Source organism: Methanothrix soehngenii GP6 (assembly GCF_000204415.1).
Lineage (GTDB): Archaea > Halobacteriota > Methanosarcinia > Methanotrichales > Methanotrichaceae > Methanothrix > Methanothrix soehngenii.
In genome coordinates this window covers 715,610-736,136 of the sequence record NC_015416.1, presented here as the reverse complement: position 1 = coordinate 736,136, position 20,527 = coordinate 715,610, and the positions used below count along the sequence as shown (strand labels likewise).

27 protein-coding genes are annotated in these 20,527 nt (G+C 49.2%); 14 read left to right on the top strand and 13 right to left on the bottom strand.

All coding sequences use genetic code 11. The features are described from left to right. Positions 1–20: 20 nt before the first annotated feature. The 3 genes from MCON_RS03610 to MCON_RS03600 all read right to left on the bottom strand — a co-directional run bounded on the left by MCON_RS03610 (position 21) and on the right by MCON_RS03600 (position 1,986). Entirely contained in the window at positions 21–935 is a 915-nt protein-coding gene (locus tag MCON_RS03610; RefSeq protein ID WP_013718683.1) for a class I SAM-dependent methyltransferase, read from the bottom strand. 148 nt (positions 936–1,083) lie between these two features. Beyond that, complete coding sequence (locus MCON_RS03605) at positions 1,084–1,326, bottom strand: hypothetical protein (protein ID WP_013718682.1); 243 nt, start codon at positions 1,324–1,326, stop codon at positions 1,084–1,086. A 273-nt stretch (positions 1,327–1,599) separates the two neighbouring features. After that, positions 1,600–1,986: an acylphosphatase gene (locus MCON_RS03600; protein WP_013718681.1), complete on the bottom strand. Its 387-nt coding sequence runs from the start codon at positions 1,984–1,986 to the stop codon at positions 1,600–1,602. Between the two features lie 143 nt (positions 1,987–2,129). Here MCON_RS03600 and tnpA point away from each other — a divergent pair, with 143 nt between their 5' ends. Further along, positions 2,130–2,540, top strand: coding sequence for an IS200/IS605 family transposase (tnpA, locus tag MCON_RS03595; RefSeq protein WP_013718680.1), 411 nt, complete (start codon positions 2,130–2,132; stop codon positions 2,538–2,540). 1 nt (position 2,541) lies between these two features. Next, positions 2,542–3,684: an RNA-guided endonuclease InsQ/TnpB family protein gene (locus MCON_RS03590; protein WP_013718679.1), complete on the top strand. Its 1,143-nt coding sequence runs from the start codon at positions 2,542–2,544 to the stop codon at positions 3,682–3,684. Between the two features lie 32 nt (positions 3,685–3,716). Here MCON_RS03590 and MCON_RS16835 read toward each other — a convergent pair whose 3' ends face one another. Beyond that, on the bottom strand, positions 3,717–3,851 hold the full coding sequence (locus MCON_RS16835) for a hypothetical protein (RefSeq protein ID WP_269798839.1): 135 nt from the start codon (positions 3,849–3,851) through the stop codon (positions 3,717–3,719). A 504-nt stretch (positions 3,852–4,355) separates the two neighbouring features. Here MCON_RS16835 and MCON_RS03585 point away from each other — a divergent pair. Both MCON_RS03585 and MCON_RS03580 read left to right on the top strand, forming a co-directional pair. Next, the gene (locus MCON_RS03585; RefSeq protein WP_013718678.1) at positions 4,356–4,670 is read left to right on the top strand and encodes a hypothetical protein; all 315 of its coding nucleotides are present in this window, start codon (positions 4,356–4,358) and stop codon (positions 4,668–4,670) included. Between the two features lie 163 nt (positions 4,671–4,833). Then, positions 4,834–5,433, top strand: a complete 600-nt coding sequence (locus tag MCON_RS03580; protein WP_013718677.1) for an acylphosphatase — start codon at positions 4,834–4,836, stop codon at positions 5,431–5,433. Positions 5,434–5,731: 298 nt separating this feature from the next. On the opposite strand, the gene MCON_RS17075 is transcribed toward MCON_RS03580, so the two are convergent. Continuing rightward, on the bottom strand, positions 5,732–5,893 hold the full coding sequence (locus MCON_RS17075; RefSeq protein ID WP_394296218.1) for an NAD-dependent epimerase/dehydratase family protein: 162 nt from the start codon (positions 5,891–5,893) through the stop codon (positions 5,732–5,734). 216 nt (positions 5,894–6,109) lie between these two features. Between MCON_RS17075 and MCON_RS03575 the strand changes: the two genes are divergently transcribed. The 7 genes from MCON_RS03575 (at position 6,110) to MCON_RS17070 (ending at position 11,702) form a co-directional block, all read left to right on the top strand. Then, positions 6,110–8,386 (top strand): CDC48 family AAA ATPase, encoded by a 2,277-nt coding sequence (locus MCON_RS03575; RefSeq protein ID WP_013718674.1) that lies wholly within the window; start codon positions 6,110–6,112, stop codon positions 8,384–8,386. A 136-nt stretch (positions 8,387–8,522) separates the two neighbouring features. After that, complete coding sequence (locus MCON_RS03570) at positions 8,523–8,978, top strand: GNAT family N-acetyltransferase (RefSeq protein WP_013718673.1); 456 nt, start codon at positions 8,523–8,525, stop codon at positions 8,976–8,978. After that, entirely contained in the window at positions 8,972–9,880 is a 909-nt protein-coding gene (locus MCON_RS03565; protein ID WP_013718672.1) for a DUF2156 domain-containing protein, read from the top strand. Before MCON_RS03570 ends, MCON_RS03565 begins: the two co-directional genes overlap by 7 nt. Positions 9,881–9,965: 85 nt before the next feature. Next, positions 9,966–10,199 (top strand): hypothetical protein, encoded by a 234-nt coding sequence (locus MCON_RS03560; protein WP_013718671.1) that lies wholly within the window; start codon positions 9,966–9,968, stop codon positions 10,197–10,199. A gap of 58 nt (positions 10,200–10,257) precedes the next feature. Continuing rightward, complete coding sequence (locus tag MCON_RS03555; protein WP_232844333.1) at positions 10,258–10,512, top strand: hypothetical protein; 255 nt, start codon at positions 10,258–10,260, stop codon at positions 10,510–10,512. Positions 10,513–10,605: 93 nt separating this feature from the next. Continuing rightward, positions 10,606–11,073 carry a transposase-like zinc-binding domain-containing protein gene (locus MCON_RS03550; RefSeq protein ID WP_013718669.1) on the top strand — a complete coding sequence of 156 codons (468 nt, stop codon included), beginning with the start codon at positions 10,606–10,608 and terminating at the stop codon, positions 11,071–11,073. Between the two features lie 65 nt (positions 11,074–11,138). Then, complete coding sequence (locus MCON_RS17070; protein ID WP_157863658.1) at positions 11,139–11,702, top strand: transposase; 564 nt, start codon at positions 11,139–11,141, stop codon at positions 11,700–11,702. A 61-nt stretch (positions 11,703–11,763) separates the two neighbouring features. On the opposite strand, the gene MCON_RS03540 is transcribed toward MCON_RS17070, so the two are convergent. The 5 genes from MCON_RS03540 to MCON_RS03520 form a co-directional block, all read right to left on the bottom strand. Next, the gene (locus MCON_RS03540; protein ID WP_013718668.1) at positions 11,764–12,306 is read right to left on the bottom strand and encodes a hypothetical protein; all 543 of its coding nucleotides are present in this window, start codon (positions 12,304–12,306) and stop codon (positions 11,764–11,766) included. An 87-nt stretch (positions 12,307–12,393) separates the two neighbouring features. Next, positions 12,394–12,828, bottom strand: coding sequence for an ACT domain-containing protein (locus MCON_RS03535; RefSeq protein WP_013718667.1), 435 nt, complete (start codon positions 12,826–12,828; stop codon positions 12,394–12,396). Positions 12,829–12,864: 36 nt separating this feature from the next. Next, complete coding sequence (locus tag MCON_RS03530; protein ID WP_013718666.1) at positions 12,865–14,169, bottom strand: phenylacetate--CoA ligase family protein; 1,305 nt, start codon at positions 14,167–14,169, stop codon at positions 12,865–12,867. A gap of 277 nt (positions 14,170–14,446) precedes the next feature. After that, the gene (locus tag MCON_RS03525) at positions 14,447–15,259 is read right to left on the bottom strand and encodes a hypothetical protein (RefSeq protein WP_013718665.1); all 813 of its coding nucleotides are present in this window, start codon (positions 15,257–15,259) and stop codon (positions 14,447–14,449) included. A 217-nt stretch (positions 15,260–15,476) separates the two neighbouring features. Beyond that, complete coding sequence (locus MCON_RS03520) at positions 15,477–16,097, bottom strand: hypothetical protein (RefSeq protein WP_013718664.1); 621 nt, start codon at positions 16,095–16,097, stop codon at positions 15,477–15,479. Between the two features lie 416 nt (positions 16,098–16,513). On the opposite strand from MCON_RS03520, the gene MCON_RS03510 reads away from it, so the two are divergent. Together MCON_RS03510 and MCON_RS17065 are read left to right on the top strand one after the other, a co-directional pair. Continuing rightward, the gene (locus tag MCON_RS03510) at positions 16,514–16,981 is read left to right on the top strand and encodes a transposase-like zinc-binding domain-containing protein (RefSeq protein WP_013718669.1); all 468 of its coding nucleotides are present in this window, start codon (positions 16,514–16,516) and stop codon (positions 16,979–16,981) included. 65 nt (positions 16,982–17,046) lie between these two features. Beyond that, positions 17,047–17,610, top strand: coding sequence for a transposase (locus tag MCON_RS17065; RefSeq protein WP_157863658.1), 564 nt, complete (start codon positions 17,047–17,049; stop codon positions 17,608–17,610). On the opposite strand, the gene MCON_RS03505 is transcribed toward MCON_RS17065, so the two are convergent. The 3 genes from MCON_RS03505 to MCON_RS03495 form a co-directional block, all read right to left on the bottom strand. Further along, complete coding sequence (locus MCON_RS03505) at positions 17,581–17,910, bottom strand: hypothetical protein (protein WP_048131801.1); 330 nt, start codon at positions 17,908–17,910, stop codon at positions 17,581–17,583. The genes MCON_RS17065 and MCON_RS03505 overlap by 30 nt on opposite strands. A gap of 157 nt (positions 17,911–18,067) precedes the next feature. After that, positions 18,068–18,433, bottom strand: a complete 366-nt coding sequence (locus MCON_RS03500; protein ID WP_048131799.1) for a hypothetical protein — start codon at positions 18,431–18,433, stop codon at positions 18,068–18,070. Positions 18,434–18,661: 228 nt separating this feature from the next. Further along, on the bottom strand, positions 18,662–20,116 hold the full coding sequence (locus MCON_RS03495) for an MFS transporter (protein ID WP_013718660.1): 1,455 nt from the start codon (positions 20,114–20,116) through the stop codon (positions 18,662–18,664). 80 nt (positions 20,117–20,196) lie between these two features. Here MCON_RS03495 and MCON_RS03490 point away from each other — a divergent pair, with 80 nt between their 5' ends. Continuing rightward, complete coding sequence (locus tag MCON_RS03490) at positions 20,197–20,409, top strand: hypothetical protein (RefSeq protein ID WP_048131797.1); 213 nt, start codon at positions 20,197–20,199, stop codon at positions 20,407–20,409. Positions 20,410–20,527: the final 118 nt, after the last annotated feature.

Genomic DNA, 20,527 nt, shown 5'->3' with positions numbered 1-20,527 from the left:
CGGAAACAGCAAAGAGTCTCTCATATTTTCTTTCTCATCCAAAAACTCCCCGGAGAAATTTTCCCCTTCTTATAAGAACTAAAAGCCGCCTCCAATTCATTAGAATGCATAAGGTTCATGTAGTTTCCCATCCATAATACTTCAAAAGCCTGATTATAAATTAGAAATGCCTGTAATAAATATTGCTCATTCCAGAATCTGAAGTCCTCTAATATCCATTCTTTGGGATATTCCGCGGGCAAGAATATATCATGAATATGAACCAAAACCCCTTTTTTAAGTTTTGGCATTATATTGAGATATTCGTACTGGACATCGCTTCCAATCATCAATACATGGCTTGAGTCGATAAACAGTATATCATTCTTATTTAGTTCATTAAACCTGCACGACGGAACGTCCTGAATTTTTGCAGTAACAAGCTTTGAAAGTCCATGAAAGCCAGACTTCAGGGTATCATTCGGATAAGGTTCAAAGGCGATCAGCTCACAATTATCATAACCCTCTTCCTCATTTTTTAAAACCGCTTGAGCGGCCAATAGGGTTGAATATCCTGATCCTATCTCGAATACCTTTCTGGGCTTAAAATGTCGAATCATGCAATACAAGATTTCAGCATCTACCGATTCAAAAGCACCATTATTTAAATAGTATTGATGAGGAATCGATGTTTTATCTCTGGGAATCTTTTCATATTCATCTTTAAATTTCGAGGAAAACATCGCGAGAAGCTTAATTTGTTCCTCCTCGTTGATATCAATACCATTGAGGTCCGACGGTTCTTTCCATAAATCCATTTTCAACTTTCTCGTGTCAGGAATCGGGATGTAGAAATGGTTTGGTGTCAAATGAAGTCCCATTTTTTGAAAAAATAAGAAGGCCTTCCTTCTTGATAAGTTCAAAGCATGATTATATATTTTATTGGCTTTGCTCATTTTATGTATACACCCTGCATGGTTCGCTGTCACTTCGCTTGTTTTCTCTTTTGGGCACACTATGCATGCGTTCTCTTATATCCCGCTATCCGTCCTGCTCGACATCATGTTTAATCGCTAAGGCCATTTCGGTGAGAAATGCTCCCAATCACGTCTCTGTAAGCTCTGTGCCTAGTTGGCGAGATCTCCGTTGGATATGGGGTGTCATCATATTCATCAGATTAGTCCTTTCTCTATTGGTCTCTTCCTGCCTGTTTGGCGTCTGGTCCATCTTGCCGCCCAGGTTCCCGAATCCATTCTTTGTGGTGGTATTAAGGTTTTCGAAGCTCTCCTCAGTGAGGTCAGTCAGGTTGTCAACGCTGACAGTAAGACTCCTGATGTCGATTTGCATTCCTTCAACACGTTGCTCAAAGAGTCCCCATCCTTCAGGGTGGGGAGGAATTGGGCTCTCCCGTAAGCTATTTACTTCCCCTCGTTTTGACGAGGAACAGACAACAGCTTAACTGACTCGTACAAGCAAATACAGGGACACGGTATCGGAGGCATATGAGATCGGGCAACCGATCTAGGTGATAAGATGACAAATGAACCTCTCCTCCCGTACCTGGGGTGCCAGCACGCGAATATGTGCCACAGTGTAGTCAGCATGAAGAGTCAGCCACCCTTACGCCTCGCGACTTTTTGCGTAGAGGCAAGCCGCGCCCTTCAGGAAGCGGTAGTTGACTATCTCGACGCCATCAGGAAGACGCTCTCTGACCTCTTTTGGACCTGCAATCTTCCGGAAAGCTGAGTGTTGTCCTGATCCCTGAGAGTATTGGGCATCGACATTATCCGCATGGATGAGTGCGTTCTTGACTGCAATTGCTGAGGTGAACCACTCAGATTCGTCCTTCTTCTTTCCCTCAGCAATCACCAGGACACTGCCAACACTCTTATCAAGGCGGTCCTGGATAATGCCGGCCGGATCCATCTCATCGGCAAGAGTGATTGCTTTAACCCTGTATCCGACCCCCGGCACTCTGCCCGATAAGAAAGCCGCCAGCCGGATCATTGTTGAATCGTCCTCTATGTTCTAGATGTTTGGTATATATTTAGGACGAACTCAGGGCTAATCCCCGCTTTTTCAAAGGCGGGATACAGCCCGTGCCTACCGATAGATATATATGCATATGGTCACTATATGTATAGTTCAGGATGAATAAACAAGGGCATTGGATACGCGCAAGAGGATGCGTCTATAATGTGTATTACCACTTCGTATGGTCAACAAAGTATCGAAGGAAGGTTCTTATTGGTTCAATCGCCGAAGACCTTCATTGGTTGCATGAATTGATAGCAAAGCAGAAGGGTATTACATTGATCAATCAGGAGATTATGCCCGATCACGTTCACCTCTTTGTGACGGCTCATCCTATATTTGCTCCTGCTAACATTGCCAAGATCTTCAAAGGCATTACGGCAAAGAAGCTCTTTGAAAAGCATCCTGAACTAAGAGATCAGCTTTTGGATGGACATCTCTGGAATCCGTCTTATTATGTTGGCACCTGTGGAGATGCGACCAAAGATGTAATAGAACGCTATGTAGAGATGCAAAAGGTGAAGTGATTTGCTGAAGGTGCTTCGCTATAGGATCTATCCTACAAAATCTCAGAGAACCAAGATGGATGACGCCTTGGAGCTTTGCAGATGGACCTATAACGAAGTAATAGCCATCAGGATGAACGCTTACGAGCAAGAAAGCAAATCTCTCTCCTATTACGATACCAAGAAGCTTTTGCCAGGATGGAAAGAAGAAAAGCCCGAATTGAAGCAAGTCCATTCTCAGGTTCTACAGGAAGTCGTCAAAAGAGTTGATTTGGCCTATCAAGCCTTCTTCCGAAGAGTCAAGGCAGGAGAAAACCCAGGATATCCCAGGTTCAAGGGCTATGGCAGGTACGATAGCTTCACCTATACTCAATCAGGCTTTTCCCTGAAGCCTGGCAAACTATGGTTATCCAAGATCGGAGATGCCACGATTGCATCGATGGCAGCCTCGACGAAGTCGAGGCATATCAAGATCAAGCTTCATAGAGCTGTAGATGGAGAAATCCAGAGGCTTAATATCAGAAGAATGCCTACTGGGAAATGGTTTGTATCCTTCCTGGTTGAAGTTGAACCAGATGAACCTCTTCCTAAGACGGGATTATCAATAGGCGTTGATGTGGGTTTAAAAAGCTTCATCACCCTATCCAATGGCGAGCAGGTAGATAATCCAAGATTCTTTGTTCATGAAGAAAATGCTCTGGCAAAGGCTCAGAGAAAGCTATCAAATGCAGAAAAAGGAACACCGGAAAGGGCTAGAGCCTTAAAAGTGGTTCATAGGGTTCATGAAAGAATTACCAACAAGAGGGATGATTTTGTTCAAAAGCTCTCCATATCCCTGGTTAAATCCTATGACTTGATAGCCTTCGAAGACTTGAATATCAAGGGCATGGTCAAGAATCATTGTCTTGCAAAGCATATTACAGATGCTGCTTGGAACAAACTGATAACTACCACGTCTTACAAGGCAGAATGGGCCGGTAAACGTGTCGAACTAGTGAATCCCAATGGCACATCTCAAATATGCTCTGGTTGCGGTCAAGTGGTTCAAAAAGATCTATCAGAAAGAGTCCACAGATGTTCTTTCTGTGGTCTGACTCTGGACAGGGACCATAACGCCGCTATAAACATTCTCAGACTGGGGCTACAGTCTGTGGCTAAAGCCTAGATGCCCGCCAATTTATTGGTGGGAGTGGTCACCTATATCGCCGCGCACATTGCGATCTGCGTCCCTCCTCCCGCAGCGCTGCGAATGCATCCGCTGCCCTGGCCAACCAGCGCCCATACCAAATTAGAGCCGATGACTCCTGCTCCTCCCCTGACCCGTGCTTTCATTAATTGATATCTTTTTTGATTCTTATTGATATGTCATCAAATCGGTATCATGAATTGGAGGTCAAAAAGACCGGGCTTTGCGCGTCCTTTGTGATCTTTGTGTTCTTTGTGGTTTAATTCCGCTTTTTTTGTCCTCTGCTTCTGTGTGGTTTTGCGGTTGCAGTGCACGGTGCCGGGGCTGCAAACTAACGGACGGAACCACAGAGGCCTAAAGAGCAGCTATGCGAACAATCCAGTCTTCGCTCAATCCTTTATTCAATATCTTTTCGCATTATAAAAGAGAAAATTAAATATTATTTCTTGTCAGAACATGAATGCATAGCTGTCGACGAGTATGAAATTTTCTTAATAGTCATTATCCATTTATTTTTTCGATTTTTTGGAAAAATTTAATCAACTAACCACCATTTTCTTGCTATCTTGTCTTGGATCAATCATCCAGACGGGGAAAGGTTTTTAATTGGGATCAACGATACTTACCTGAAATTTGGGGGCAGAAAAATCATGAGAATAATTGCAGATAACTTAGGTGCTGATCTTGCTACCCTTCTGAGAACCATCAGAATCATCGAACCAGAGCTATGGAGTTCAAGCAATAGACGCTTTTTGCTTCCCAGAAAGCTGGGCGATTTGGATAACCCGGAGTATTTGAGGGAGATTAACGAAAAGGTCCAAAAGCTGCAGCATTATAGATATTTGCTCAATTCCGGATCGATAACCAATTCAGAATATGCCTCACTGAAAGATCAACTGCTCTATGGCGAATGCGAAGGCTGCTCAGCCTGCAGTTGCATTGGATTGGATGAATCGCAGCTTTAGCCTTAATCTCTGAATCATCCCCCAGTTGAATGCCCATTCATGATAAAAGCTGAAAAGTGTTGAGATATTCGAGAGCAACCGCATGAAGACAATACAAAGATATAAGCAATTATGAAGATCAGCGAAACTGCCAAATAGTTCAAGCAATATGTTTATGGATAGCATGAAGCTAAAAGTCACAATCACCGGCGAAAACGTGCACAACGTGGGCTACAGATATTTTCTCATGACCAGTGCCATAGACCAGGGTCTGGATGGTTTCAACGCCCGCAATACTATGAAGGGAAATGAACAGCAGGTAGTGGCCCTGATCGAGGGAAATGAAGAAGCAATTGCAGCCTTCAAGAAGCTAGCAGAGAGCCAAAGGCCGGAGCACTCCCTGGTATCGAGCATCGTATTTGAGGATACCAATAGCAATGTCATGAAGACAGGAGAATATGCCCAGGTTTGCACCGCAATCCAGCTAAACAAGGCTATCCCGCTGCTATTGGATATGAGGGATGATCTGAAAGAGATGAAGGGTGATATGAAAGAGATGAAGGGCGATATAAAAGAGATGAAGGGTGATATGAAAGAGATGAAGGGCGATATGAAAGAGATGAAGGGCGATATGAAAGTTGTAAGGAAGAACACCGACATAATACCTCAGATTCATGAAGAAATCAAAGGCATGAGAGAGGATATCCAGCCGGGATACGCAGCGCAATTCAGGCTGGTGCAGGCCGATATCCGGGCGATAAAAGAGCGTCTGGGCATGTCCTGATTTGAATTATGCTTCTTTTCTCTGTCATCCCCTAAACCAACCACAGTCTCCTTTAACCCTGATATAAGGCCTGTATTCCGGGCTCGTATCCAAGTTCATTTCTTGCCGCGGATATATCCGCTAGAGAATCCTGGATGTCCCCCGGCCTTGGCTTCTCGTACATCAACCCAATCCAAGTCCCACGAAGATGAAAATGGGAATCGACAGCCGAATACTCTGAAGCCGGATCCTGCCTGGGCCCATAAACACTAAAAAATCGCAGGCATACCGTCCTTAATCCATAGAGCCCAGAGAGACCCTAGCATAATATTCGCCTGTGATCTTGCCCGCAGCATAAGGATACAGTGGATCGGGCATCAGGTCCTTGCGCTTGGGCCCGCGCAGGCTCATCTCCGTAAACGGCGGAAGATGATGCGTACACCAACTTTTTAGCCCCGCAATCCCTGGCTGCGAAAAGGATTATTCAAGGCGCCATCGATATTGGCCGCATTGGAGGCCAGGAGATCATTTACAGACCTCTGGAATAAGAGATTTCTGCAAATAGGCTCCAACTATTATGGTCATCTCCCTGGAATAAGAGAGAATTGCCAGCCAATATGGACTCTAACTCAAGATAGCAAACTACTTAAAAAATAGAAACCCCAATACTGATCAGATAAGCAGGTGCATAAGAGAAATGACCGAAGGAGAAACCGTTAGGCTGAAGGCATCTGAGGCCAATCAGGGCGATGTAGGAAAGGGCATTGTCAGGATGGGCGACGAGTTCATGGAACGAATCGGCATCCGTCCCCTGGATGTAGTGGAGATAATCGGATCGCGACCCACAGCTGCTCTGGCCGTGAGCGCCTACACTCAGGACCAGGGCATCGACATGATCAGAATGGACGGTCTAATTCGATCCAATGCCGGAACAAGCATCGGTCAGTATGTAGAGGTCAAGAGGGCGACCTGGGAAGAGGCCAAGCATGTAACGCTGGCCCCCGTCACCCAGGGCATGCAGATCTTCGCCCCGGGCGATGTCCTCACCAAGGTCTTCAACGGCCGACCGCTATTAAGAGGCGATGTCATCTCCACCACCAGCGTGAGAAAGCCCCCCACCGATTCCATGGGCAGGGAGACCATGTTCGAGGAGATCTTCCGGGGCTTTCTTGGTGCTCAGGCCTTTGGCCTGGGGGAGATCAAGCTCCGGGTGGTCTCCACCAGCCCGGGCGGAATCGTCAAGATCACCGAGGGGACGGACATAGAGCTCCTGCCCCAGGCGGTGGAGACGCCTGAACGCTCCGTGCCCTCAGTGGTCTACGAGGACGTCGGCGGCCTCAAGCCGGTGATAACCAAGGTCCGGGAGATGATTGAGCTTCCGCTGAAGCATCCAGAGCTCTTCGACCGCCTGGGCATCGATCCGCCCAAAGGAGTGCTGCTGCACGGCCCGCCCGGCACGGGAAAGACCATGCTGGCCAAGGCAGTGGCCAATGAGAGCGACGCCTACTTCATAAGCATCAACGGCCCGGAGATCATGTCCAAGTACTATGGGGAGAGCGAGAAAGCCCTCAGAGACCTGTTCGAGGAGGCGGAGAAGAACACTCCCGCCATCATCTTCTTAGACGAGCTGGACTCCATCGCCCCCAAGAGAGGAGATGTCACTGGAGAGGTGGAACGGAGGGTGGTAGCTCAGCTCTTATCTCTCATGGACGGGCTGAAGGAGAGGAAGAACGTCATAGTCATCGGCTCAACCAACCGTCCCGAGGCCCTGGACATGGCACTGCGCCGGCCGGGAAGGTTCGACCGGGAGATCGAGCTGGGCGTTCCGGATATGGAAGGAAGGCTGGAGATCTTCCAGATCCATACCCGGGGCATGCCCCTGCACGAGGACGTGGTCCTGGAGGACTATGCAATAGAGACCTACGGCTTCGTGGGAGCGGACATCGCTGCGGTCAGCCGTGAGGCGGCGATGAACGCCCTGCGGCGTATCCTGCCACAGATCGATCTGGACGAGCCCACCATTCCCAAGGAGATCTTGGACCGGCTCATAGTGCAGAAGAGCGACTTCGAGGCCGCCCTGCGGGAGATTCAGCCCTCGGCGATGAGAGAGATCCTGGTGGAGGTCCCCAATGTGAGCTGGGAGGACATAGGTGGCCTGGAGAGGGTCAAGGATCTGATGGTGGAAGCAGTTGAATGGCCGCTGCGCAATGCGGAAAGCTTCCAGCGCCTGGGCATTGATGCCCCCAAGGGAATCCTGCTCTACGGCCCGCCGGGCACGGGAAAGACCATGCTGGCAAAAGCGGTGGCCAATGAGAGCGAGGCGAACTTCATAACCGTCAAAGGGAGCGCACTGCTGTCCAAGTGGTACGGAGAGAGCGAGAAGAGAGTAGAAGAGATATTCAGGAAGGCGAGGCAGGTTGCTCCTTCCATCATATTCTTAGACGAGCTGGATGCCTTGGTCCCCGTCAGAGGGGGAGCGATGGGCGAGCCCCATGTCACCGAGAGGATAGTCAACCAGCTTCTAAGCGAGATAGACGGCCTGGAGGAGCTGCACGGAGTGGTGGTGATCGGAGCGACCAACCGGCCGGATATCATCGATCCTGCTCTTCTCAGGCCGGGAAGGTTCGATGAGCTGATACTGGTGCCCGTGCCGGACCGCGAGTCCCGGCGCAAGATCTTCCAGGTCCATCTGAAAAAGTCGCCCCTGGCAGATGATATCGACGTCGAGGAGCTGCTCGAGCAGACTGATCAGTATACGGGCGCAGACATCGCTTCTCTGGTCAGAAAGGCCGGGCGCCTGGCCCTCAGGGAGGATATGGCCGCCACCAGGATCAGCCAGAAGCATTTCCTTGCCGCCTTAGAGGAGATTGGGCCCTCGGTGACTGCGGATACGATGAAATACTATTCATCAATGGCCAGGGAGCTGCGCAAGAAGGCCTCCAGAGAGGTAGAGAGAGCTGATATATACGCTTGAAGCAAAAACCGGAGCGTCGAGAACTTCCGACATAAGAATAGCAGTGGAGAGTGCGGGGATTGGATAACAAACTCGGTTCAATCACCCATCTTTCCTCGGCTTTTTCAATTTTCCTTTAATATTAGGGGTAGACTCATTGCCGGACAAAAGCCTTTTAGACAATAACAATTGTGTAGTGGTCGAATTCGTCAGCCGCTGGAAAGAAGAGGACATAGTGGAGCTGTACCGGGCCGGCGGCTGGTGGAGGGAGTACATGGACCCATCTCATCTCAATGACCTGATTCAGGGAAGCTTTCTATTCGCAGTGGCGGTTGACGGAAGGAGTGGCAGGGCAGTGGGTATGGGCCGGGTGATCTCCGATGGGGTCTCAGATGGGTACATTCAGGATCTGGTGGTTTTAGCCGACTGGCAGAATATGGGATTAGGCAGGATGATAATTGAGAAGCTTATAGAGGGGTGCAGAGCCAGGAAAATCGCCTGGGTGGGCCTGATCGCCGAGCCGGGAAAGGAGGACTTTTACGATTCAATTGGATTTCGCAAAATGCCTGGGCATGTGCCCATGCTCCTGGATTGGGAGGGCCAAGGGTGCTGAGCTCTTGCGACTTCAAGCCGGTGACGCTCTCGGACAGGGACTTTTTCGTCCAGCACTACCGCCGGTTCCCTCAGAGGCACAGCGACAACACCTTCACCAACATGGTCTGCTGGAACTATTACGCCAACTACCGGTATGCTATTGTCCAGGACTGCGTGCTCCTCTCCAGCACCATTGCCGGCAAGACCCGCTACCGTCCTCCCATCGGGCCAAGAAATCCGGATCTCCTCCATGAGGTTCTGGCCCTCGCTCTGAAGAGCGATGAGACGAGGCCCTTTGTGGTGCTGGACCAGGAGACGCTGGAATGGATAAGCGGTATCTATCCGGAGCTGCAGTTTCAGCCCGAGAGGATGTACTTTGATTATGTCTATCTGGCGAATGATCTGGCCCATCTGCCTGGAAAGGGATACTCGACCATCAGGCGCCAGCTCAACCAGTTCATGAAGACCTGCAGTCCCCTGGTCGAGGAGTTGGGGACAGATAATATCGAGGAGATAAACGATTTCGTAGAGCAGTGGTGCGAGTGGAAGGACTGCGATTCAAACCCGGATCTGGCATCGGAGAAGGATGCCCTGTGCTTTGCCCTGGCCCATTATCGGGAGCTTGAGCTGTCGGGAATAGCCATCCGCTCGGAGGGAAAGATCGGGGCCATATCCCTCTTTGAGGGGCAAAACGAGGATACAGCGCTGGTCCACTTCGAGAAGGGGCTCCCTGACTGCAAAGGAATCTACCGGGCGATAAATGCCGAGACGGCCAAAATCCTGGCCAAAAAATACACCTATATCAACCGGGAGAGCGATATGGGTGTGGAGGGGATCCGGGAGGCGAAGATGCGCTATCATCCTCATCATATGGTCCAGGTGCATATGCTCGGCCGGGAAGAGCTGGAGAAGGTGGTCTGACCAAACTCATTTGCCGCTCTTCAGAGCCTGAAGGCAAGGTTCAAATGAGGGAAAGGATCATCATGGGTCTGGAGCTGATTTAATTATGCACAGCCATGATCATAGCCATGATTCAAAGGGCCACGACCTGAACCGCCATGAGGTAGAGCACCTCCTGGAGCACTGGATAGAGCATAACCAGAGCCATAGCACCTCTTTTCGGGAGAGGGCGGCTCAGGTTGCCAGGGTGAGTGAATTGGCCGCCCAGGACATAAACCGGGCAGCTGAGCTCATGGACGAGTGCACAGAGATGCTGAAGAAGGCATTGAAGGATCTGTAAGAGGAGTCGTAATAAAATGGAATTGGTATATATTTATCCCATGGATAAAAGCAAAGATATGCAGAAGATGCTGGACGAGGAGTTCTGGAAGCGCCTGGGGCCCACGGTGAGGGACTGCAAAGCCATGGGCCTGGACAAAGATGGCATGTGCATCTACATCAAAGTCAAGGACGAGCTGGCAGCAGAAGCCAAAAAGCTCCTGGCAGATACGGCAGCCGAGGAACTCAAGGGCGAGGAGGGCAAGGCCCTGCTAAAAGCCTTCCGGGATGAGGCAGAAGCGGCAGAAGCAGGGATAGGGGCGATGTTCGGCTAAGGCCGGACTGCTCTTAAAAGACTTCCTGCAAATGGGTAGTCCCCCCTAATTAAGTTTATATTCCTTCATTGCATATTTAGCTTGGGGAATGCAATGAAGGCAGGTAGACTGGCAATTGCTGGTTCGTTTTGCTGGAATAAAGACTGTCCTGACTATGGCAAAGTGGATCACGGAAACATAGTCCGATACGGCCGCACTTCCAAGGGCACGCAACGTTTGAAATGCAAAACATGTGGCAGAGTATTTGTAGGAAATAAAGGGACTATCTTTTATGGCCTGCATCACAGCCCAAAAGAGATCCTCGAATGTCTGGCTATGCTTGCGGAAAGAAATAGCCTTGCCGCCATCCATAGAGTGAAAGGAATAAAGGAAGAGACTATTGTGGATTGGCTTCGCAAAGCATCGGCTCATGTTGAAGAGATTGAGGCTTTGCTTCTGGCTAACTACCATCTGACCCGAGTTCAGCTCGATGCGATGTGGACCTATGTAGGACATAAGGGGGAAAAAGCAACCATCCTGAAGAGGTCGATCGAGGCACATTCTGGCGAGGTACCGCGATAGATGTCGATACCAGGCTGAGAGTGGGACGTGCGATAGGAAAGAATGAAGAGGAAGTTGCAGTGGCTATGATGCTGCAAATAAAGAATCGCTGCAATCCGATTGAACCTCCTGCAATATCGAGCGACGGAAATGATAGTTATCCTGAAGCAATGCTTGAAACCTGGGGGAAGTCGCCTGAATACGCTGGCAGGGGAAGACCTCCAACTCGAAAACAACCGCAGCCTGGATGGAGATGTCTCCAGGTTACAAAGCATCGATCAGGTGGAAGATTGATTCGCATCACTCACAGAGTAGTCTATGGAGATCCTAACGAGGTACCAAGTTTTTTGGGATTGAATACCGCATATGTCGAAAGGACCAATCTAACTTCGAGACAAATGAATGGAAGAATGGTTCGAAAAACCTTATCATTCTCAAAAGAAGAGGAGATGCTTAAGGCTTCTTGTGCCTTGGAGGATATGGTTTATAACTATGGAAGACCTCTCAAATCCTTGCGAGAAGAATCCAATAGCGATCAAAGACAATGGGATCCCAGATCTCCAGCTATGGCAGCTGGCATAACTGATCATATCTGGACTATTGACGAGATGATGATGTTGCTAGTGGTTCCTGAAAGTATCAACGCATAAGGGGGTGACTACCTGCAAATGAGTGGCTCGAAAAAAGTAAGAGATCTGATGCATCCACCGCCTAGCTGACGGTCAGAGTCTTAATTATTTGGGTGGTGTTATATTCATCAAATGACGATACCAGCAAAGCATAAGTCGTACTATCCAGGTTCCAGATAGAGATATTGTAGACTCCATGGGGCATCTGAGCGTCTTCATCCCCAGAACTCATTGTGGTGACGCTAACATTTCTGCCTCTGCTATCAGCAGCCATCCATTTGCCGATCTCTGTATCGCCGTTTTCCTTTGCAGCCTCCACCCCTCCGATGAGGAAGAGTTCGGACAGAGCGTCTGGATTCATCTTGGTGAGGATCTCGTCGAATATGGTCAGTATGGATACAAAGGCAGACCCCGTCTGGGCGGTGTCGTTGATGAAGAAGTCATTGGATATCATCCCGCTGCTGCTGGCATCAACATTGCTGCTGACGATCTCGTAGCTCGGCCCAATGTCAATGGAGAGGTTCTTATCGCAGATCGTCAGGACACTTGATTCCAGAGCCGATACAGGCAAAGCAAGGCAGGCCAGCAGAACGATGCCGGTCAGAAAGGCGGCAAGAGATTTCATGTTCGGCCGAATTGGCGATTAATATATAAGAATTTTGTGAGACTATGATGAACAGAAAGCTGATTAAAAAAATGACCGTCCAGGCCGTCAGATGGCCTGGATCTCCTCTTTGGTGGCGATCTTGATGTTCTTGTCGCTCAGGACCTTGCGGGCTTTGGCGATATCGTCCACCCGCAGGATGAGCATGGCTCTCTGCGCTTTGGCGGTGACGAAGGCATAGGCGTAATCCACATTCACCAAATTCCCTCCCAGGGTATTGACGATCTCATACAGGCCACCGGGCTGATCCTTCATCTCCACCGCCAGCACATCGGTCATGGAGACGGTAAAGGCGTTCTCCTTCAGGACCTTGTACCCCTTCTCAGCATCGTCTAAGACCATGCGAATGACCCCGAAATCTCCTGCCTCGGCGATGGTGAGGGCGCGGATGTTCACCCCGGCATCCGATAGCGTCTTGGCAACCTTTGCCGTCCTTCCCGGCCGGTTCTCCACAAAGAGCGAAACCTGTTTTATCTCTGACATCTATAATAGCCTCCTAAGACTTATTCTAAACTTATTCTAAACCTTTCTGTTGTCTGTCACTCTCTTGGCCTTGCCCATGGATCGGGGGATGGTTCCGGGCTCCACCAGATCCACCTTTGCCGCTATGTTCAGCACACCTTTCAGCTCCTTGGAGACCTTGTTCTCCAGCTTCATCAGGTCGCCGATCTTATCCGAGAAGCCGGACTCTGTCAGCTCGACGCGCACGGTCATCATATCCAAAGGCCCCTTGCGGTCGACGATTATCTCCCAGTGGTCTCCCACCTCGGGAATTCTCATCAGCACCGACTCCACCTGGCTGGGGAAGACGTTGATTCCCCGGATGATGAGCATGTCGTCCGTCCGGCCCATGATCCTCATGATACGCGGGTGGGTTCGGCCGCACTCACAGACCTCGTTGCTCATTACGGAGAGGTCGCCAATTCTATAGCGGATGAGCGGCAGGGCGAACTTGTGCAGGGTGGTGAAGACCAGCTCACCCTGTTCCCCCTCAGCTACCGGCTCGCCGGTATCCGGATCCACCACCTCGGTGAGGAACATATCTCCCCAGACGTGGATGCCGTTCTTCGCCTGGCATTCGGTGAAAAGAGGCCCTGAGATCTCGCTCGTCCCGTAGATGTCATAGGCATTGATTCCCGTATTAGCCTCGATTCTCTTGCGGGTCTCAAGAGACCAGGGCTCCGCCCCGAAGATGCCCACCTTAAGCTGGGTATCGTTCCTGATGGAGACGCCCATCTTCTCTGCCACCTCCATGATGTGCAGGAAATAAGATGGTGTGCAGGCGATGGCTGTGGTGCCCAGGTCCTGCATCAGCTCGATCTGCCGCTCGGTGTTGCCCGTGCCGACGGGCAGGACGGCAGCGCCCATACGCTCTGCGCCATAGTGCAGCCCCAGGCCGCCGGTGAAAAGGCCGTAGCCGTATCCCACCTGGACCACGTCATCCCGGGAGAGCCCCAAGGATGTCAGCGCCCTGGCCAGCGACTCAGACCAGGTCTCGATATCGCCCCTGGTGTAGCCGACCACCGTCGGCTTGCCCGTCGTGCCGCTGGAAACATGGTAGCGCACCACCTGATTTTTGGGGGCGCTGAACATGCCTGTGGGATAGTTGTCTCGCAGATCTGCCTTTTTGGTGAAAGGCAGTTTCGCCACATCTGCCAGGGTCTTGATATCCTCTGGCGTTATGCCTGCCTCTTTGAACCTCTGCCGGTAGAAGGCGGAGTGGTCGTACACATAGCGCACTACGAACTTGAGCCTGTCCTCCTGAAGGGAATGCAGGTCCTCAAGGGGCATGCGCTCAATATGAGGGTCCCAGTAACCGGACATTGATGATCAACCTGATTCAGTGATGGCAAGGGTGCATAAAAAGCAATCGATTCACATTTTAAGCTCACTTCGACTTAGAGGTCAAGACGTCCTCGGTGCGTCGGAACAATGCATGCTTCAGCATTCTGCTGTCAACGGCCTGAATTTGCGTGGCTGCTGCCTGCAGAGAGATTCATCCGATAGCTAGAAGACAATATTCCGTCCATAAATTATAAAAATAAATAGTGAAAGAACCAGGTTGGCGGTTCATATTTCCAGCCTGGCTTGAATACATTCTTTACTTGCGCGAATGAGCTCTCTTGGCGATTTCAAGATCGATGAGAGCGAAGCTTCCGGTGGGTGGAGCTAAGCCGAACACCTTATAGAATTGGTCTTTTCCTAACACTTCTGCCAACTGCCTCAAGAAATCTCCAATGCCCTCATTTGCATCATGGACATATCTCTCAATGCTGATTTTTCCGCCCAAAAAGTCCTGATCCATCTCATGCTTGATCTCGAGGAAATTCGCTTGAAGCTTTGTGGCCGAGTCAACCTCTTCTAAGTCAAGAATCCCGCCGAGACGAAACTCCATCATCAATTGGAGTTCTTTTCCCAGGAGAGTAATGTCAAATCTCTCATCTGTACGTTCGGCCTTTGAATAGATGCCGATCACTTTTTGAATATATGCACTCTCTGGCGAAGTTATTGGGGTCTCGATTTCAGGCGACTCTGATAATCTCTTTGCATTTGCATCTTCACATTTTTTTAGCCTTCCGATCCACTCTTTATGATTAGTGCCGTAGGTTCCATACAATAAAACAGATGCGGAATAACCGCCAGCCTTTGATACAACGACTTCTTCTGCGGGAAATAGAATCCGATTTGCCGTCTGATGGCAAACCCCTGTAACCGCATATATGATGCCCGCGTGGGAACTTGGCTGAGATATGCAGTCTGCAACAGAGGCATAACCACTTCCACTGCAGATTTCTTTTCCACCCGAGTCTCTTCCCCAGCAAGGCCAAGAAAATGCGGGATTATCGCATTTCACATAGGTATGATCGGCTCCGGGAGCCCCTGTCGCTACAGCATAGCCTTTAAGTATTGACATAGTCTGTCTCCTAGTTTAAATTTCGATTTGGTAATATATTCCCTTGTATCCGGATTCTTGCGAAGCGTGCTTCGCAGGATGCTGTGTTGGGTTGGAAGACTTTTTCGAAACTCCACATCCAGATATCGGTTCTAGCCTAAGCTTTATTCCTGCTCGGAATGATCTCTTGGCCTGCGGACTTTCGGGATCAGCCCAACACTTGCATCCTTAAGATGATCTATGCCAGGTTAAGATCGGATAACACCCCAATTATCAGCGGTCGGTCATCGGTCGGCGCAAATGTAATCGTCTTGGTATGTTTTTCGCTATTTTCGATGACTGTTACCTTGTGCGTCTTGCTGCTGATCTGAAATGGGCCGATGCGAATGCCAGCATGACCTTCCCAATCTGTGCTGTGCCTGGAATACACAAAATCCGAGATGGTAAGTTCGCACTTAGGTCGGAAGCCCACCAGCACAGCACTGGGGATCAGCTTCAAAGTGCCGTCTTCTCCGAAGAATGTGGCGGGAGTGAAGCGTGAGTCATAGAACGGGCCATTTTTATATTCACTTAGCATACCGCCAATCCACCAGTCAGCGCGATCAAGCGTGTACAGCTTGACATCCTGCAAGTCGATCGTCAACTCCATTTGATTATCCGCCCAAACGTCGCTGTCGAAGGTAATTGAGCCACCAACATTTCCTCCAAAAAAGCCATCAAAGTAGCTGGCATCTGCACCACCACAAACCTTCCAGTGTTGATACACAGAAGTGCCACGAGTGATCTTGATTTCATTGAAATTTCGAAGCCCAGTTTTCCATGATTGCAGATCGGTATTGAGATTAGGCGTAATTGACATAATGGGGACTTCTCTATTGCCTCCACTGGGGGCTGTGATCGTCCACCAGTTCTTGCTATGATCATTGTAATTCTTGATGGCATCTTGGAGAGGTTTGCTCTGGGCGTCCTGCCAGTGAGCGATTTCCTGTTGATAGGCATCGACCTTCTTCTGAGCTGCCTTGATCTTTTCGTTTTCTGCAGACCCTTCCGAACTCAGCCAATCTTTTGCAGTTTTTATGTCCGGATAATCCTCAGAGTGCGTGGGATTGTTCTTCTTCCATGCCTGGTACCTGTTATTTGCATCGATTTTAGCGCTGCTCAGCCCTTCATTTGCAGCTTTTAGAGCTTCATCAGTTTTAACGTAGTCCGGATTTTGGGTAGTCCCCCCTAATTAAGTTTATATTCCTTCATTGCATATTTAGCTTGGGGAATGCAATGAAGGCAGGTAGACTGGCAATTGCTGGTTCGTTTTGCTGGAATAAAGACTGTCCTGACTATGGCAAAGTGGATCACGGAAACATAGTCCGATACGGCCGCACTTCCAAGGGCACGCAACGTTTGAAATGCAAAACATGTGGCAGAGTATTTGTAGGAAATAAAGGGACTATCTTTTATGGCCTGCATCACAGCCCAAAAGAGATCCTCGAATGTCTGGCTATGCTTGCGGAAAGAAATAGCCTTGCCGCCATCCATAGAGTGAAAGGAATAAAGGAAGAGACTATTGTGGATTGGCTTCGCAAAGCATCGGCTCATGTTGAAGAGATTGAGGCTTTGCTTCTGGCTAACTACCATCTGACCCGAGTTCAGCTCGATGCGATGTGGACCTATGTAGGACATAAGGGGGAAAAAGCAACCATCCTGAAGAGGTCGATCGAGGCACATTCTGGCGAGGTACCGCGATAGATGTCGATACCAGGCTGAGAGTGGGACGTGCGATAGGAAAGAATGAAGAGGAAGTTGCAGTGGCTATGATGCTGCAAATAAAGAATCGCTGCAATCCGATTGAACCTCCTGCAATATCGAGCGACGGAAATGATAGTTATCCTGAAGCAATGCTTGAAACCTGGGGGAAGTCGCCTGAATACGCTGGCAGGGGAAGACCTCCAACTCGAAAACAACCGCAGCCTGGATGGAGATGTCTCCAGGTTACAAAGCATCGATCAGGTGGAAGATTGATTCGCATCACTCACAGAGTAGTCTATGGAGATCCTAACGAGGTACCAAGTTTTTTGGGATTGAATACCGCATATGTCGAAAGGACCAATCTAACTTCGAGACAAATGAATGGAAGAATGGTTCGAAAAACCTTATCATTCTCAAAAGAAGAGGAGATGCTTAAGGCTTCTTGTGCCTTGGAGGATATGGTTTATAACTATGGAAGACCTCTCAAATCCTTGCGAGAAGAATCCAATAGCGATCAAAGACAATGGGATCCCAGATCTCCAGCTATGGCAGCTGGCATAACTGATCATATCTGGACTATTGACGAGATGATGATGTTGCTAGTGGTTCCTGAAAGTATCAACGCATAAGGGGGTGACTACCGGATTTTGTGGAGCCACATTAAGTCGCACGTTATTGAGAAAAGTCCCATAGTCTAAATGGATGTTTTTGGACGATGGCGTATAGTAACCATCGAGAGCTTGTGGTTCGCGGTCGATGATTTGATATGCATTAAATTCCGTATCCTGCCACCATGCGGCTTCCATTGGCATTCCTGCGAATTGGAATGATTTTTTTACACCATCTGATTCCAATCCTTTTATCTGCTTGCATAGCTCACTATAGAATATTGCCCAACCGCCTTTATCTATATCCTGATTATCTGCCATAGTTGCTCACCTTTTTTTCGGGTGCAATTGAAGAACATCCCGAATTGCTATCACTAATATTATTATCTATAACTAAAATAATTTTTGTATGTTGCAATCAAAAATAATCTCCAATGATGTCACAGAAAAATTCGTAATATTTTTTATATAATTTATTTTACGCCTCTAAACCCAAAAAAGTCGCCTTTAATCTTCGAGCCTTCGCCAGAGCCTCAATATAACTCAGGTTATTGGTGCTGCCAATGTATACGTTCTTAACTTTCCGGCCATCCCTCCAAGAGGCATACCAGTATGTGTATATCTTAGTCTTCCCCTTTCTCACGACCTTTTCCATCTTCACACAATAGACGCTCAAATCCTCGAGTCTTGCCTGCACCTTCAAGACTCTAATGGCATCCTTTTTCTCGATAATTGATCTCTCGAGTTTGATGGCCAAGTCTCTAGCTTCAACTATGTCCAATAATGTCAAGTTCTCTAAAACCATCATCTCGATACCGGTCATCTTCTTAAGATCTTTAAGCATCTTCCTGCTTTCTGTTGTATGCATGATTTCTTTTTTTGTAACTTAAAATAAAGTTATATTGTAATTACATAATCGATCGTTATGTCACTAACAAGCTTTAAACGAATATCCATTAAATAGGGATCGCAGAACGTCACGAATACTCCGATAATTAGGAAGTTGATGACATGAACACTCACCTATTTTTCGGGGTAAGTTTAAGGTCAATCAAGTGTCAGTCCTTTGGTATTATTTCATTTTCGATCCTCTATATATGGCCACAATGGCGCTTATAATACATAAGCCCCCTGCGATCATCATCACACGGCTTATGCTGCTTGCGAGGATCGCAGGGCCGGCATCGGATATGGTCCCATAGTAACCGGCCTGGGCCATCTGCAGCGAGACCAGAAGGCCGGAGAGGGAGACACCAAGTGCCATTCCCAGGTTTCTGATGGTGGCGGTGAAGCTGGAGGCGATGTTGATCTTGGAGACGGGCAGGGACCTCATCAGCTCGGTATTGTTGGGGCTCTGGAAGAACGCGGCACCCAACCCCATGAAGACGAAGCAGATCAAGAGCTGTCTGATATCGTTCGCCGTGCTCATCGCCAGGAATCCCAGAGCGATCATGGAGAGGGCCATGATCGACATTCCCAGAGCTGCCAGGTACCTGAACTGGTGCCTGTCGTATACGGCACCGGTCAGGGGCGCTCCGAAGACGGTGATGGCCGGGACGATAAGAAAGATCAGTCCCACCTGCGAAGCAGTATAGCCCCTCACCCCCTCAAAATAGAACGGCCCGAGGACGGTTATCATCAGGTTGGCCACGAAAAAGAGGATCATGCTGATGCTGGGCAGGACAAACATCCGGTAGCGGAAGATGGAAAGGTCCAGCAGGGGTGACTTCTGCCTGGACTCGTTGATTATGAATCCGAAGAAGGATAGGACAAAGATCAAGGCCAAGAGGAGTATGGGCGGCGTCGGGGCAAAGCCATAAGAGAGCTGGCCAAGAAATGTCATCATGGAGACGATGAGCGCGATCAGGGTCAGGCCGCCTATCCAGTCCACCTCCAGGCTCTTGGATCTCGTCTCCTCGATTCTCAGGTATCTGGCAGAGAGGAGGAGCTGGACTATGCCTATGGGCACGTTGATCAGAAAGATGTAGCTCCAGCCCAAGAGGTCCACGATGAAGCCTCCCAGAGTTGGCCCCAGGATGCTGCCAATGGCCACCGTCGATCCGATGTAGCCCATGGCCCGGCCCTGCTCGCTCTTGGGAAAGGCGAGGAATATTATCGCCGCGCTTATGGAGAACATCATCGCCCCTCCAGTAGCCTGAAAGATCCGGCATAAGACCAGCATCTCCAGGCTGGTGGAGATGCCGCAGGCAAGAGAGCTAGAGGTGAAGAGGGCCAGACCCAGCATGAAGAGCCTGGCCTTTCCCACCCGCTCAGCCACCTTCCCGAATATCAAAAGCAAGCTCGTGATCGTCACCAGATAGGCGGTCATTATCATCTGGGACTCGGCGATGGACACCCGGAAGTGCTCGGTTATGGTGGGCAGGGCGATGCTGACCACTGAGCCATCGAGAACGGCCATCAGGACGCCGGTCAGGACTAAAACCAGGACGATGTAGCGGTTCTTGCTGCCCGATTCCTGTTCTTTATCCTTATATTCTGCCTTCAGTTCTGTTGAGCCGGATCCCATAGCTCAAGGGCCTTGTACCAAGGGCTTAAAAAGAGTTCCGCAAAGTTGATAGCCTGCAATTGCTCATTCAAAGGAATCAGATGTATGAGAAGATAGACAAAACCACCCGCCTGAAATATGCAGCGATATCCATTCTGCTATTCGTTCTTGGCCTGCTGATCATGCTGACATTCTTTCTCGTGTTCACCATAGTCTTCGCCCTGGCGGTATGGGCATGGTCTGGGATATTCATGTACCTGGCAATTGAGGGGCGGCCTTATAGCGATTTTTGCCGGTCGATTGGATTGAGATAGATGTTTAAAGAAAGAGTCGACTGGCGTCGTCCCGGAAGAATGCGTAAATGCGGTCTTTTCTTTCAGTGAAAATCCTCTTGTTGAGAAAACGCGAAGAGCCAAGATTTTTAAGGTCCAG